Below are 15,180 nucleotides of genomic sequence, written 5' to 3' on the forward strand. Positions count from 1 at the left end.
GGATGGAAGACTACAATCGCTTTCATCCGCATCAAGCACTGGCTGGCTTAGCACCGGCAACGTTTGTCAAGAAACTAGAAATGGATAAAGTCTAAACGTACACTGTCCTCATTAGGGTAAGGCTTCAATAGCGGCCTCTCGATCTTGGAAGGAGACTGAATCTAGCCTCGATAAGTAGCCAAGTTTGTGCAAGTACTTAAGCCCCTTAAAGCCTCCCGGAATCATATTCAATGAACAATTTTCGCTCATATAACGATCAACGATCCACTCTTCCCAAGCCATAGCAGCGTCGTAACTATGGTTTAATGCAATAAGCTCGGAATTTAACATTACAGATGTATTACCTTGAAACTCGCGCCATTGTTTGTGAAAAAGCTTATTGCTGCCACTATTTATTTCTCTGAAATGTTCTGCCATTCTAGTTAACCAGCTACGCGAAGTAATCCCACAATAAAACATCTCGTTCCCACGCACCTTGCCGTTTTCATCGAGCATTGTGATAGCATGCGAGTAGCATTGGTAGCCTTCGGTAGGATCTCCAAATCCTTTCATGATAGCCTGCAAGGGAAGATGAATCACCCAGGTAGTCTTTTCAGAATGCTTATTTACAATATGCAATACAACACGCCTTTCTTCAAAAGTGCGCTGAAACTCCGTAAACTTTCTGTAGTCCCTCAAATCAACAGAAACTTTCCTACTTGCGTTATCAAGTTCTATAACAACGTCGACATCGACTTTTGCAAATTCGCTCAGATCTCGCTTCCGATGACCTGACAAATTATGTCTCAGTAATTGTCGTGGCATAGGGTCACCTTCAACTTCAAGATCAGACAAAAGTTGTTCGAGCAGCTTGATTAAATGTCTGATACCTAGTGAATAGTGATTGCCAATAAGGTTGTGCACGTACTTCTCATTGATATAGTTCATCCATTTTCAATTTGTGGCACAGCAATGCCTAGTTAGCCTGATCCCAGCGATCCATTGCCTTTTCACTCGACTACAATTGTAACGCTTGGTAGCCTGTCCAAACAATAAGATGACGTTCAAGACAGAACAAATCAACGCAGATGTAAATGTAGAGCTTTCACAAGCCGATTGTAGCTTCAGAATTAACACCATATGCCCTTAATCCATCATAAGAAAAGCCTAAAATAAATGTAACATCCTTGTTTTCATCCCGTCCTTTGACGAATCCTTTGCCTCCATCTGCTCTTGCCGGAACAAAATATGCCATTAAGCCAGAAGCAAATTCAATTTCTCCGCTTTCAGGGCCTTTTATGATGGCTATTTTTCCATTCACCAACTTTACACTACTCATCTCAAACGTAAGCTCTCGATCACCTTCGTCTCGAGAGACCACAACACTTCTCTTCTTGATGCGTGCGAGTTCCAAGCCCTTACCATACCATTCGGAGACATAGGCACGATAGGGATATGATCGTGATTTTTCACTCACTTCTCTTATTAGATTGGCCGCCATTTTAGCCGATATAGAATTTCCATCAATGGCCTCAATAACATATAGTATTGACAAATAAAAGCTTGCTTCGATAGACTGATCCGAAGATTTCCATTGGGCTAACTTTGGGAGTACATCAGTAACCTTAAGCGAACTGGAATAACGGGCGGCTTTGAACCACAAAAAAATATTCCTCCCATTACCAGGTTCTTGACTTACATTATCACTAAGGAGGCGTAAGACTTTATCGAGATCCTTTGCGTCAAGTTTGTCCCAACCATTTGCACGACTAACATATGCATGGGCAAGACTCTGGCGTATGGCCGATTTGTCTACAGTAGTGTTTGCTGAAAGTAAGTTTTGCCATGATTGGATGATTGAGCTATAATTGTTGAAATACTCTTGAAGCTTATTTCGCGCCCTGACATAGTAAAAATCGTCAGGGTTATGATGCAGTTTTGATCGTACCTCTTCCAATAACATGCGCGCCTTAGTGAATAATTTAAGGTCGAAGTTATCAAGATTGGCAAGAAACTTGGAACGGTCCTGAAAACTGGATTTCTTGAACTTGAAGTCTAGATAATGGGTAATAGCATCAATGTCTGTAATGTAACCGTAATCACTATTGATATTTAAGCGCCTTGATTCCTCAAATTGTTCATTACTATGCGTTATCAAGTTCTTAATTGTAGTCATATCCAGGACATCAGCTACAGCTTTGTGCCAATTTCTTTGCATTAATGCTGCTGCCTGAGATTTCAAAATCATGCCTTTTATATGATATAATGTTGAATCTTTACTTTTAAATTCAACACTATCAAGCTCAAGAGCTGTGTCAATACAATTTAGGGCGCTATTTTGATCCTTAACTACTAAATTATAGAAACGTGCTAGATGGCTCCAATAATGGACTCTGTCAGGAAACACCTCAGTCAGTCTAACGAAAACACGCAGCCTTGCATTCTCGTCATAGAGTCCTTCCCTCACCAGTTTGGAAAACTGTTTTTCATCTTCGTCTTCACCATCTTCATCGTGACGCCCTATAAAAATTCTGTCCAATAGATCATACTCTGCTGTCGTTGGTTTTGATGCTCGGTTGCCAATCAGCTCCATGAATTCGATAGATAAATCTGACAAGCCAATCCGCATCTGTTCTAGGGAGACACCATATATTGTCTTAAGGAATTCTTTTGCAATCAAGTAGTGTAGCGGTTTCCACGAATAATCAATTTCACGAACTATTAAATGAAGCAATAGCTCGTGTATATGACTCTCTAATTTCACTGCTTGTGATTCCGGGAGCGCTAAAATGCTGCAAAAGCTCTGCGCTGGAACTGCCTTCTGTGCATAAACACCCGCAAAGCAAATAAATGATATTATCTTCTTTTGCTCGTTCGTCGCACTTTCAAGTGCACTTTCAACGAAATTATGAAGTCCACGAAAATTATCTTCGAATGCCGTTAGACCAAAAAAAAGCGGATGTTTCTCTTGAATTAATGGTGACTTAATTATCCCATTAAGTTCAGATTTTTTGTCGGGTGCAAGTTCCCCATACGATTTAGCAAATACAAAAACCTCATTATCAGAAAGTACTTCTGTTACGTACACCTGATCCGAGGTGAGATGGCTGGGCTTCACCACCTTCCGCTGAACTTCTAAAAATGTAACAGGAAAACTACGAATCAAAGCCTCGTCTAAAATCCTCTTGCGCGATTCTGTACCGATGTATTCACTATCCATTAATATTAACGGCGGCAGTGCAGACAACTGGAATAATTCATAAATTCTATTGATAGTTTCAATAGGTCGATAAGTCTTCAAACAAGCTACAGGATACCGATCCTTAAATTGCCAAGCTACATGCCTCGAAATCGTGCTTCCACCGATACCGGGATAGTGAAAAAGAGATATCATCCTTGCAGTCCTTTCCCTAAGGCTTTTGTCAACTCTGGCTTCTAACATTGAATTGTAATCTCTTTGTAAATCATAGTTTAGCATCAGGCCCTTCCAGCTGATTTTACCACCCTTGTAGAAGTCAACCCTTTCTGATTCATCCACGTCATCTAGTAGATTCCTGTGCAATAGCTCAAGATCTTCCTTTAGCCATACGTAATTGGGGTGCGAAATATGAGCGAAGCCTGAGTTTTTGTGGGGAATTATTATCTCGTCTTTGCTTAACAGTGGGTTAAAATATCTTCCGATAGTTAATAATCCGGTGGCAATTTGAGAAACATTGATTTCAACCTGGACGCCTTCATACTCTTCAGCAAATGTCAAATACCTATTGAGATCCGTAACTGCAAACACGAACCTTGCACTAACCGTAAATGAATTGAAAATAATTTTTGAAATTTCACTGGCAAACGCCGAATTATCAGTAAGAACGATTACAATGGTGGGTTTTGAGGAGATCGATGATTGTAATTTACTAAATACTCTGTTCAAAAAAGTGGCATAATGGCTATTCCAGAATCTTAAAGCAGGGAAATGAGTATTAATCCTTCCAGTTAATCCATTTGCAAAAATCCAGTAGCAGGAATCCTGTGAAAATGACGAAGGAAGTGTATCATTCAAGGTGTACTTATGAATAGACCTTCTTAAAGTTAAATCACTAGAAATGATCGAATGAAAGCCTGATATCTCAGAATTCGGGTCTAGATCAATAACGGCGTTCCAATCAACTAATCCCAGTGGCGTAATTGTGTTCTGGGTATCCTTCGACAAATCAGTGATTAAGATATAATTGTACTCCTTGCTAAAATTTTCGACAGCGGTAAAAAAGCTTAACCATTCATTTGATGTGTCAACTTTGATGGGCTGGACATTTGGTAGATTTTCAAGTCGAATTGGAGGCACTCTCAAATATGTTTCAAGTAAACTTCTAGTCGTCTCAAGGACAACTAGAAGAGAATTGTAGTGAGGTGTAATGCCGGAGTGTTCTGTATTATTTCTTACTGCTGCTTTAAGCTCCTTAATGGTTGTGACATCTATACCGGTAGCTGAAATTGTCGGTGATGCGTTTGCTACAAACAAATTAACCTTAGTAGGAAAACTGGGTGCCTCAATTATCCCATGCTGTGAAGAATGAATTACAGGGTCTGGAAAAATTGAATACAGATAATTTTTCAAAAACCACTCCAAGGTTTGATAGATATAGCCCCCCGACAGGGCTATTTCATTTAATACAGAATTAAGATCATTTATGGTTGATGCGGCATGCGCTTTTCGTAGAGCATCAATGCTTAGGTTAAATTGTTCAATGATTTTTTCTTTTGTTGGAGCAGCCATGAGGGTTGAAAATTCCTTTTGTATTGATCAATTTTATGATTTTTGGAAATTTACAAAGAATTATTTTGACAGATCAAGGGCATTTGCAAAATTGATTTGTTTACCAACTAATCCTCAAGGCTACAATTGCATTCGGTAGAAGGACGCATGACACTTTCATAATTATTTAAATACACCTACATATGAGTATATGGGCTTCAATGTACAGTTAAAATTTACCTTTAACCGACTCTTACCTGGGATTGGAAGCACAGTCGGAGACGGTCGGCAGTAATGAAAGTGTGGCAAACGTAGGTAGCTTGTATGTACTCCATTTTTCAGACAGCCATTTGTTCTTGTATTTCTTTTTTCAGCAGCAATTCTTTCCCATTCAAAAGAGGTCATATTGCCGAGCCCTTCATGCGGTCTTCGCTGGTTGTACATACTGCTAATACATGTTGCACTTTTCAGCTATCGAAGATTTAAGACAGAGCTTTACGCTTTTAGCAGTGTTTTCAAAATTTCAGAGAACTTATTGAAAACCCTGAATAGTAAAAAAATTCTAGTTTCAAAAGCTTGTCAACCAAATAATATTTCGTTATAAAATAATATGATATGTTGGGTATACTCTTTTTGCGGTAGGCGAAACGCCAGGTTTCCCAACCTGGCGTTTCGCTCCTACGACTACATCACCTTCAACCGCTCCCTCAACCCCTTCATATCCTCACTAATCTTCACATCCAATATTTTCGCATAAATCATAGTCTGCTTCAAAGACCGATGCCCGAGCATTTTTGAAACCGTCTCAATCGGCACCTTATTACTCAGCGTCACCGTAGTGGCAAACGTATGCCGGGCGATATGAAAAGTAAGTGTCTTGGAAATCCCGCACAGGCTAGCAATCTCTTTCAAATACGCATTCATCTTCTGATTGCTCAGAACCGGAAGCACAACGCCAGTAGCACAGCATTGAGGATGATCCTTATACTTCTCAATAATTTCCAGTGCTGTATCCAGCAGCGGTATACGTGTAGGCGCATCCGTTTTCTGGCGGGTGGTGTCAATCCAAGGCTCGCCATCGATGCCGACAACAATATCCGTTGTCTTCAACTGCTTCACATCTACATAAGCTAGCCCAGTGTAGCAGCAGAATAGAAAGATGTCCCGCACCTGGCTGATCCTTTCGACTTCAAACACTTTCTCGGTAAGTCGTTTGAGCTCGTCCCTGGATAGCGGGTTCTTCACAACTTCCTTCTTCGTCAGCTTGAACCCTTGGAACGGATCCTTCTTCAACCATTTGTTATTGACGCAGATCAGCACAACCTTTTTCAGATTGCTCATATACTTGATCGCTGAGTTATGGTTACAACCTCGTGCGCTACGAAGCCAGAAATTAAATTCAGTAATGAATTCATAATTCAAGTCCCTGATCGCCATATCATCCTTCTTGTACTTCCATTTAATGAAGGAAGCTGTATGCTCCTTGGCGGTCTTGTAGCGCTTCAAGGTGAGCGGGGCGAACTCTTGGCCGACAAGCGCTTCCATTTGCTCATTATGGCGCTGGAAGACTTCAAGGATAGTGCGAGTCTCATTGCTCTTACCAAGCAGAACATTCTTTAATGCTTCGGCTGTTAATTCCTTGTCATCCTCGATCAGCATCTTCTTTGCCTGAAAAACTTTAGAGCTCAACATGTCCAGATAGGCATTGAGCGTGCGGGTGTCTTCTTTTTGGCCGATGGCTCGGCCTGCATCCACATTCCACCTTGCGGGGCTCCAAAGTTGTTTTGTGGACATTTCGACGGGCTTGCCATCGACGGTAATTCTGAGGTAAACGTAACGTAAACCGTCCTTCTGATTCTTGGCTTGTTTTAAATAGAAAAACAGGCCGAAAGTTTTTTCCAACATGACGCTAGCATTTAAGTGGTTAAATATCGCGTTACCGGCCTTTCCAAACAAGATGTTTACGGCGTAAACAGGTTGTCAATCAGAAACTTACGGGCATTTTCCAGCGTCTTTTTTCGTCAAGCGTTGAACTACACGAATGACGCTGGAAAACATGGGAATTTTTGCATTTTTTGATATGATCTGAAAAACGAAAATGCCCGCAAATCATTGATTTACAGGCATTTTGTTTGACTTTGAACTTATTTCAAGGGAGGGAGACGGGTCTCGAACCCGCGACCTCTAGAACCACAATCTAGCGCTCTAACCGACTGAGCTACAACCTCCGTTCTGAGGGGAAAACCCCTTTCGAGGATACAAAAGTAGGAAAAGGTTTGAAGGTTGCAAGAGTAAATGTGCACTTTTTTTTCAACCTCCAAACCTATATCTATATTTTTAACCCTTAGTTCGCTCCAACATAAAGAGCGTCAGCAGCTTTCCAGTCTACTACGTTCCAATATGCGTCGATGTAATCCGGGCGCTTGTTTTGATATTTTAAATAATAAGCATGTTCCCACACGTCCAAACCGATGATAGGCGTTCCTTTTGTCTCCGCAATGTCCATCAATGGGTTGTCCTGGTTTGGTGTAGAAGTAATGGCTACGCCATCACCTGTTTTGATCAACCATGCCCAGCCTGAACCGAAACGGCCTGTTGCTGCTTTTTTGAACTCGTCTTTGAATGCTGCAAATGATCCGAATTTCGCTGTGATGGCTTTGCCTAGCTCGCCTGTTGGTTCACCACCGCCGTTGGCGGAAAGCGATTTCCAGAAAAATGCGTGGTTCCAGTGACCACCGCCGTTGTTACGAACTGGTGCCGGGGCTTTGCTGATATTCGCAATAATTTCTTCTATGCTTTTGCCTTCCAATTCAGTTCCTGCTACTGCTGCATTTAAATTGGTAACATAGGCCTGATGGTGACGGTCGTGATGTATCTCCATGGTCAATGCATCAAAATGTGGTTCTAATGCATTGTTCGCGTAAGGTAAGGGATCCAGTGTAAATGCCATTTTAATAAAGTTTATTGGTTAATGGATAAAAGTACAATAGTTGGTTAACAGCAGAAAAGCGGTTTATGTTCTTAATTGCTTAAAAAACTTGACCAGCAAGGTTTCCGATTCGGCGGCCAGAATTCCGCTTGTCAGCTTGGTTTTGGGGTGTAAAATAACCTTACCAATTCTCGAAAAACCACGTTTGTCGTCTGATGCCCCGAAGACCACCCTCTTCATCTGTGTCCAGTAAAGCGCGCCGGCACACATGACGCAGGGTTCAAGCGTTACATACAATGTACAGTCCTGCAAATACTTCGATCCGAGGTTGTCGGAGGCGGCTGTAATCGCGATCATTTCCGCGTGTGCCGTGACATCATTAAGCTTTTCGGTCTGATTATAACCCTTACCGATGATGCGCTCACCGATGACAACCACGGCCCCTACGGGTATCTCTCCTTCCTCATAGGCAAGCTCAGCCATACGCATTGCCTCTGCCATGAAATAGTTATCAAGAATGTCGGCCTGGATATTCACGCTCTTCTTAGGTCGGGTTAAAAAAACAGGACATCCATCGCTTCGCAATAAATGTCCCGGTATTATTTACTGTAAATTACTTCAAGGCTTCAGTATGCGCTGAACGGCACTCAGGTTGCCATTTTTCACTTTGATCAGATACAATCCGGAGGGATAGCCTGATAGATTGAACTGCGTGGTTTTTTGGCGGATCTGTTTAACTGATCTCGACCGACCGTTCATATCAATGAGTTCTATGGTGGCCTCTTTTGGAGAAACAGGAATATTTAGTTCAATGGTACATTGCGTTTCTTCAATCAGGGTAGGATAGACCTTTACCCAATTGGAAGGTGTTGATGGTTCAATGCCCAATATAGGGTCTACCTGTACCCGGGCTGAACCTGCTCCTTTCCCGATGCCACATCCGTTTTCAGCTTGTTTAACAGTATAAATTGTAGTGGTTTGGGGGCTGATTTCGAAGGAATAAGGTGAAATAGCCGCAGTAATCAATGAGTCTTTTGTACCATTGGCCAATGTGAATGTCCAGGGCGATTTCCCTATGAATTCAACCTTAAGTGTCGCGCTTTCGCCTACGAGAATTGTCTGCGCGCCGGTGATTGTTCCAATTGGTAGCGGACTTGCCGTAATGGTTATGGCGCTCACACTGCCTTTTATCGTATAGTCAGGATCTGTTCCCGAGCTGATCACCCTCACAAAATAACTGCCTCCTGTGGTGGTATCAGGAAAAGTAGCTGTTACCTGGTTTGCCGTTGCCACAGAGTTAATGGTGTAAAATTTGCCATCCACGTTTTCCGGTGAAATCTGCACTTTAAATGTATTTCCCGGAGGAAAATCACCCGATTGCTGGAATGGCAGGGTAAAGGTTTTTCCAGCACAAACTTCTGCAACTGATGGATTACCCGAGCTGATAGTCGGAACCTTGACAGTTACGACAGCGCTTCCGATGGGTAATCCTTTACCGCATGCGTTGGAAACTTCCGTTACCCTGTAGGTAGTAGTAACCGCCGGCTTCACCTGTACAGGCTGCGTTTCCTGCTCGGTTGTATCTGTAATGCCGTTTGACAAAACATATCCCCACGGACCATCTCCGGTAAATTTCAAGGATATTGTAGCCGTTTGTCCGAGATCAATATTCGAGTTGCCCGAAATAGTCGCCGAAGGCAGTGACTTGATATGAATCTTGATTTCTTCTTTCGGACTCTCGCAGCCATTTGTGCCAGTCTGCGTTACATAAAATGAGTAATCCTGTACTTTTTCGGTAAAAGGCGTAAACGGAACACCTTGCCAGTCAACACCATTTGCTTCGCGGTACCATTTTAAGATCGTTCCGGTCGCATCAAGAACCGGTGCCACTTCATTTTGGCAATATGCCAGGTAGGTCGTAGTGGCAGGTTTAGGGGTTGTATTGATTTTCACGTCTATTTTGGCACGGTCACCGATACATCCTTCTAGAGTTTGCGCCACATAAAAAGAAGTGGTCCCGCCGGTTTCAGTGGAAGGTACCGGAGCCACAGCGGAAGATGTACCGCCTGTTGCGTCAGTACCGTACCAGTTAAGTGTGGCAGTAGCCAACGGTGTGGCGGTCAGAGGTTGTGCCGGCAAAAACTGGCAGTATTCGATCAGCGGCTTGTCTACACCAGGGAGTGCTGGCAACGGTTTTACCCGGATTTTCTGACTAACCCTCTCAGAACTCTCACATCCTTTTGCTGTAACCTGAGTAACATAAAAGGTGGAAGTTGCAGCTGTTTTAAGATTGATTGACGGTGCGGTTTTGGATGGAGTTCCGCCGGTGGCAGCTGTGTACCAGTTAAGTGTATTTCCGGTGGTGGCCTTTACAGGAAAAGAATAATTTTCATTCTCTCTTTCCTGACATAAAACCTCATTTGTAAGTGTCACGGCTGCTGGTATCGGATTTACAACAACATCGATTTTGGCGCGAGGACTTTCACAACCTGTTACAGTCTGGCTTACATAATAGCTGGTTGTGCCGGCAGTGGTCGTTTGCGGGGTCGGGGCAGTTGCAAAACTTGCGCCCCCCGTAGCAACAGTATACCATTTTAATGCGGTACCGGTTGCTGTCAACGCAGTAGCTTTAACGTTCTGGCAATATGGATCAGGAGCTGTAACTACCGGAGCCGCAGTAGCTTTCACTACAATCGAAACTGCTTGTCTAGCGCTTTCGCATCCACTAACCGTTTGGCTTACGTAATAGGTCTTTGTACCGGCAGTTTCAGTGTCTGGGGTTGGCACAGTAGCCGATCCCACTCCACCAGTTTCATTTTTGTACCAAAGTAAGCCTGTCTTAGGTGTTACGGCATTCGATAAAACGGTTGCCGGTACATTGGCATCTAAACACACAGCTGCAATTACACCAACCGTTGGCTTGGGAATAACCTTACAGGTTACAACGACGTCAATTTTAGCACGCGGGCTTTCACATACACCGATAGTTTGGCTCACGTAATAGGAAGTTTCTCCGTCACTCGTTGTTGATGGCGTAGGAGCTGTACCGGAACGGGTTCCTCCCGTTTCGTTCGTACCATACCAATTGAGCGTCCCGCCACTTGAAGCGGTAGCTTTTAAAGCAATTGCGGCATCTCCGACAAAATAATTCACCGGTGAAACAACGGTGGGCTTGGCCGGTGCAACACATGCATTAACAGTTACGATCAATTCAGTTTTTGCGCTTTCACATCCGCCTACAGTCTGTGTCACAAAGTAACTTCTGCTGCCGACGGCGGTTGTCGAAGGGGTGGGTGCAGAAGCAAGCGGTGTTGTACCACCTAATGTTTCATACCATTTAAATGTAGCGCCCGTGACACCTGTCGCTGTTAATACCGTTGCCGTTTCACCTACTGTGTAGGTCTTATTTGTAACGGTGGGTTTAGCCGGCGGCGCGCATGATACAACCACATCAATCTTCGTCCTTGCACTTTCGCATCCGTCAACAATGCGGGATACCCAGTAACTTGTTGTTCCGGCAGCGGTTGTTTCTGGTGTAGGCGCGGTTGTTTCACCTGTGCCGCCGGTAGCCTGCTTATACCAGTGCAAACCGGTTGTCGGAGTTGCGGTCAAAGGATCAGCATCGTCTCCGACAGTATATGTTTTATTGGTAGCAGTAGGAGCTGCAACAGTAGGACAGTTAACAATCACGTCGATCTTTGCCCGCTCGCTTTCACAAGTCGCAATGGTCTGCGTCACATAATAGCTGGTTGTTCCTACTGTGGTTGTCTGAGGTGTTGGCACGGTTTCCAACTCGGTTCCGCCGGTGGCGTCTTTATACCATTTCAGGTTGGTACCGGTAGCATCGAGTACTTCAGCTACTGCGCCTTTTGTATAAACCACATCATCAGTTCCGGTAGGAGGGCCGGGCACTGCATTTACTTTCAGAGCTGCACTGGCGGAACCTGTAACCGCCGGGGTTACGGAAATAACCCGCACTTTATATGCCGCTCCGGCTGCTGTGGCAGACGGTATCGTTACGTTAATGGGTGTTGCAGTGCCGGTCCCGAGAGTGGCAGGAGAACCAAATGTTCCTGCTGCATTTGAAAGCTGAACAGTGAAAACAGTACCGGAAGCAAATGTTCCGGTTGTGGTAAATGCGACTGAGATGTCGCTTCCGGCACAGACTGTTGTGGGTGTAACAAGCCCTGTGGTGATAGTTTGGGCTAGTGAAGAAACTATTCCAAAAATGGTGGCTATGCAGGTAAAAACTCCTTTTTTAATAAATGTTTTTTTCATGTATCTGTCTAAATATCTTTCCGCTACCGATTGACTGGTAAAGTTAGAGATATTTTTTAAATACCTTCCACCACATTTAATGTACCTCGCTCTTACGTTCGATCAGCGAACTATATACAACATCCTGTATTTTTCTTCGGGTACGCTGCGTAGTAATATTTGTGTTTTCGGGATCAGGGTTTACCCTGTTGGACAAAAATACGAACACAAGATCTTCTTCTGGATCTACCCAAACCATGGTTCCCGTAAAGCCGGTATGACCAAACGAATTCACAGAAGCCTGAGCCGATACATAAGAGCTGTTTCCATCCAGAGGGGTCTTGTCCCAGCCTAAGCCTCTGTGGTGGGACTCATCATAAACTCTTGAAAACAAGGGGACGGTAGCGGCCTGATAGAACTTTGTGCCTCCGTAATTTCCTTTCCAGAGGTTCATCTGAAAAAGTACCGCCAGGTCACGGGCAGTACCGAACAATCCTGCATGGCCGGAAACCCCTCCAACTACAGCTGCCATCTGGTCATGCACGGTACCCTGAAGCAATTGACCGCGGAACCGGTAATCCTGCTCGGTCGGCGCAATCTGTTTTTCTGAGAAGCGGCGCAACGGGTTAAAACCAAGATAGGACAAGCCGAGCGGTTCATAAATATTGGACGAAACAAAAATATCCAGGGGCTGGCCAGTGACCTTTTCAACGATTTTTTGTAAAGTCAGAAACCCGAGATCGCTGTACAGATATCCGTATCCGGCCCGCTCTTTTCTGTTATTCATAGGCGATTGTACCACCCATTTCCAGACGGAATCCCGCAATGCACCTTTTGCAAAAAGCTTAGGCGCCACCTGCAGATAGTAGGAAGTATCGGCTTTCGAACTGTAATATTCAGGAAGCAAGCCGCCGGCACTGGTTTTTGTTCTTTCCCATAATGAGGGGTAAAACGATATCATCCCCGACCTATGCAGCAAAAGGTCGCGAACCGTAAAATTTTGCTTGCTGGTACCGGAAAGTTCAGGGAGATATATTGAAGCTTTTGCATCAAGATCAATTTGCTGGCGATCGTAGAGCAACATAATAGCCTGTAACGTAGCCGAAACTTTGGTCAGCGAAGCCAGGTCGTAAATCGTTTCAGGAGTAACACGTTCGGCTGTCCGGTAGTTAAGGCCGCCGAATTGTTTTTCATAAATAATTTTACCTCTTCTTGCCACCAAAACTTCGCAACCCGGAAACACGCGGTCGTCCACAGCTGCGGTGGCGATCTGATCGATTTTCTTTAACATCAAACCGTCCATACCCACGCTCTCCGGTGTTCCAAAGGCAATCCGGTTCACAGATTTAGTACTGACCCCACTGCCGGATTTATAGCCAAGTACCGAAACAGGCAGCCTTCCCTGCGATTCCAGCGCTCCGAAAATGATCTGAGGTACAATTTCCTGCTGGTCCCGGCCATCCTGGCTGGCGCAGATCAAAGCATCGGTTTCGGGGAAATATTGGATACTATAAGGCGTACCGAACAAGCAAAGAATCACTTTTTTGCCCTGCTGTTTCAGCTGACCTACAAAATCCGTCATGCCCGTAGTGATACCGTAGTTCCTGCGCGGATTTGACGAAATTCCATGCACATCTACCACTACTGTGTTGTAGGATTCAAGGTAGCCGAGCATCTCTGTGATCTGTTCCTGGCTAGAAGGGCCGTCATAGAAAGTAAAAGACCGGGTAGGTTTATATATCGAAAGCATTCGCTGAAAAGATGAGCTGCTACCTTCACCCATACTTACCGAAGCCATTTTAAGGTCTGTTACCGAACCTATCGGCAGGATACCGTTATCATTTTTGACTACAGTTACCGAAGCTTCGCAAAGTTCGCGGTAAAGCTCCTTGCTGCTTTCATTGTTCAGGTCTGTGTAAAGATTGGTCGTATCAACCGGCTTATACCTGCTAAGCCCGGCCCAGTATTTCGCCTGAAGGATTCTTTTGACTTTATCATCAATGATCTTTTCACTGATAATCCTCTGATTGATAGCATCTTTGATTTTTGCCACAGTTTCTGCTATGCTTTCCGGATAGAGCAGCACGTCGTTTCCGGCTACCAATGCTTTCAAATTCACTTCGGCGGCACGACCGGTTTTGAGCACGCCTTTCATATTCATGGCATCTGTAAATACCAGCCCGCGAAAACCAAGATCTTTTCTTAAAAGGCCGGTGATGACTTTTTCCGACAAAGAACTTGCAAGATTTGGTGTATTATCCAGAGCGGGTATGTATAAATGGCCGCTCAATACACCCATCAGGCTATCTGCGATCATATGTCTGTAAGGGTACAGATCCGTTTCCTTCATTTGCTCGGCGGAATGACCAAGCACAGGCAGGGTAAAATGTGAGTCGGCGTCGGTATCGCCATGTCCTGGAAAATGTTTGGCAGTGGCAATGACCCGGTTGTGTTGCAGGCCTTTCATATAGGCAATTGCCTTGCGTGTAACATTCTCTCTGTCTTCGCCAAAAGAACGTATACCGATCACCGGGTTAGCCGGATTGCTGTTGATATCAGAAACCGGCGCGAAATTGATATGAATACCCAGGCGTGCGCATTGTTTTGCAATATCACTGCCCATACGGTATACGAGCTCATCGTCCTGGATGGAGCCGAGCACCATTTGTTTAGGGAATGAAATAGTGCTGTCGAGCCGCATGCCCAGTCCCCACTCCCCGTCAATGCCGATGAAAAGCGGGATATTCGAAATTGACTGGTACCTGTTGGTGAGCTGGGCCTGGCCCAGGGGACCGCCCTGAAAGAAGATCAGCCCACCAATATGAAACTCATTGATCAGGCGATCGATATACCGATAGTGGGCCTCGTCCCGGTTGGAAAATGTAGCGACCATAAAAAGCTGGCCGATCTTTTGCTCAATGGAAAGTGACTTCAACGTGCTGTCCACCCATTCGTTTTCGGGGAGCACCAGAACAGGATCAATGCGCTTTTTCGGCGCAATGGTCTTCTTCTCTGCCATAGCAGGAGCTTCCAGTTTGGTCGGTTTTGTTTTGATGGTAATAAGCTTCCAGGCAACGGAAACCACCGAGGTCAAAATAACCAGTACAACGATACCAACCACCAAACGAAACCGGTTGAACAACCAATTTTTCATATTCAAATCACTGATATTAACGAGGGAATATTGGGCAATACTGCTTTCAACACGCTTATAATAGTTTAACCAAGGTTACAATAATAACACTTAAAATTTATCTTTAAATCCAAA

The 15,180-nt window shown here is 44.3% G+C and carries 7 protein-coding genes and 1 tRNA gene; all 8 read right to left on the reverse strand.

Features of this window, described 5'->3' with window-relative positions; all coding sequences use genetic code 11:
* Positions 1 to 111: 111 nt before the first annotated feature.
* Positions 112 to 927, reverse strand: a complete 816-nt coding sequence (locus FBF61_RS19775; protein ID WP_138480529.1) for a hypothetical protein — start codon at positions 925 to 927, stop codon at positions 112 to 114.
* 157 nt (positions 928 to 1,084) lie between these two features.
* Positions 1,085 to 4,747 (reverse strand): hypothetical protein, encoded by a 3,663-nt coding sequence (locus tag FBF61_RS19780; protein ID WP_138480531.1) that lies wholly within the window; start codon positions 4,745 to 4,747, stop codon positions 1,085 to 1,087.
* Positions 4,748 to 5,410: 663 nt separating this feature from the next.
* Positions 5,411 to 6,631 carry a site-specific integrase gene (locus FBF61_RS19785; protein WP_138480533.1) on the reverse strand — a complete coding sequence of 407 codons (1,221 nt, stop codon included), beginning with the start codon at positions 6,629 to 6,631 and terminating at the stop codon, positions 5,411 to 5,413.
* 248 nt (positions 6,632 to 6,879) lie between these two features.
* Positions 6,880 to 6,955 (reverse strand) — tRNA-His (locus FBF61_RS19790).
* Positions 6,956 to 7,070: 115 nt separating this feature from the next.
* Entirely contained in the window at positions 7,071 to 7,676 is a 606-nt protein-coding gene (locus FBF61_RS19795) for a superoxide dismutase (RefSeq protein ID WP_138480535.1), read from the reverse strand.
* Between the two features lie 63 nt (positions 7,677 to 7,739).
* On the reverse strand, positions 7,740 to 8,156 hold the full coding sequence (locus FBF61_RS19800) for a nucleoside deaminase (protein WP_138481294.1): 417 nt from the start codon (positions 8,154 to 8,156) through the stop codon (positions 7,740 to 7,742).
* A gap of 117 nt (positions 8,157 to 8,273) precedes the next feature.
* Positions 8,274 to 11,933, reverse strand: a complete 3,660-nt coding sequence (locus FBF61_RS19805) for an Ig-like domain-containing protein (RefSeq protein ID WP_138480537.1) — start codon at positions 11,931 to 11,933, stop codon at positions 8,274 to 8,276.
* Positions 11,934 to 12,009: 76 nt separating this feature from the next.
* Positions 12,010 to 15,066 carry a serine hydrolase domain-containing protein gene (locus FBF61_RS19810; protein WP_138480539.1) on the reverse strand — a complete coding sequence of 1,019 codons (3,057 nt, stop codon included), beginning with the start codon at positions 15,064 to 15,066 and terminating at the stop codon, positions 12,010 to 12,012.
* Positions 15,067 to 15,180: the final 114 nt, after the last annotated feature.

This window comes from Dyadobacter bucti, from assembly GCF_005869225.1.
Lineage (GTDB): Bacteria > Bacteroidota > Bacteroidia > Cytophagales > Spirosomataceae > Dyadobacter > Dyadobacter bucti.

Excerpts from the sequence above, each read along its gene's own strand:
- FBF61_RS19775 (WP_138480529.1), bottom strand. The coding sequence starts at position 927 with ATGAACTATATCAATGAGAAGTACGTGCACAACCTTATTGGCAATCAC.
- FBF61_RS19780 (WP_138480531.1), bottom strand. The coding sequence starts at position 4,747 with ATGGCTGCTCCAACAAAAGAAAAAATCATTGAACAATTTAACCTAAGC.
- FBF61_RS19785 (WP_138480533.1), bottom strand. The coding sequence starts at position 6,631 with ATGTTGGAAAAAACTTTCGGCCTGTTTTTCTATTTAAAACAAGCCAAG.
- FBF61_RS19795 (WP_138480535.1), bottom strand. The coding sequence starts at position 7,676 with ATGGCATTTACACTGGATCCCTTACCTTACGCGAACAATGCATTAGAA.
- FBF61_RS19800 (WP_138481294.1), bottom strand. The coding sequence starts at position 8,156 with ATGGCAGAGGCAATGCGTATGGCTGAGCTTGCCTATGAGGAAGGAGAG.
- FBF61_RS19805 (WP_138480537.1), bottom strand. The coding sequence starts at position 11,933 with ATGAAAAAAACATTTATTAAAAAAGGAGTTTTTACCTGCATAGCCACC.
- FBF61_RS19810 (WP_138480539.1), bottom strand. The coding sequence starts at position 15,066 with ATGAAAAATTGGTTGTTCAACCGGTTTCGTTTGGTGGTTGGTATCGTT.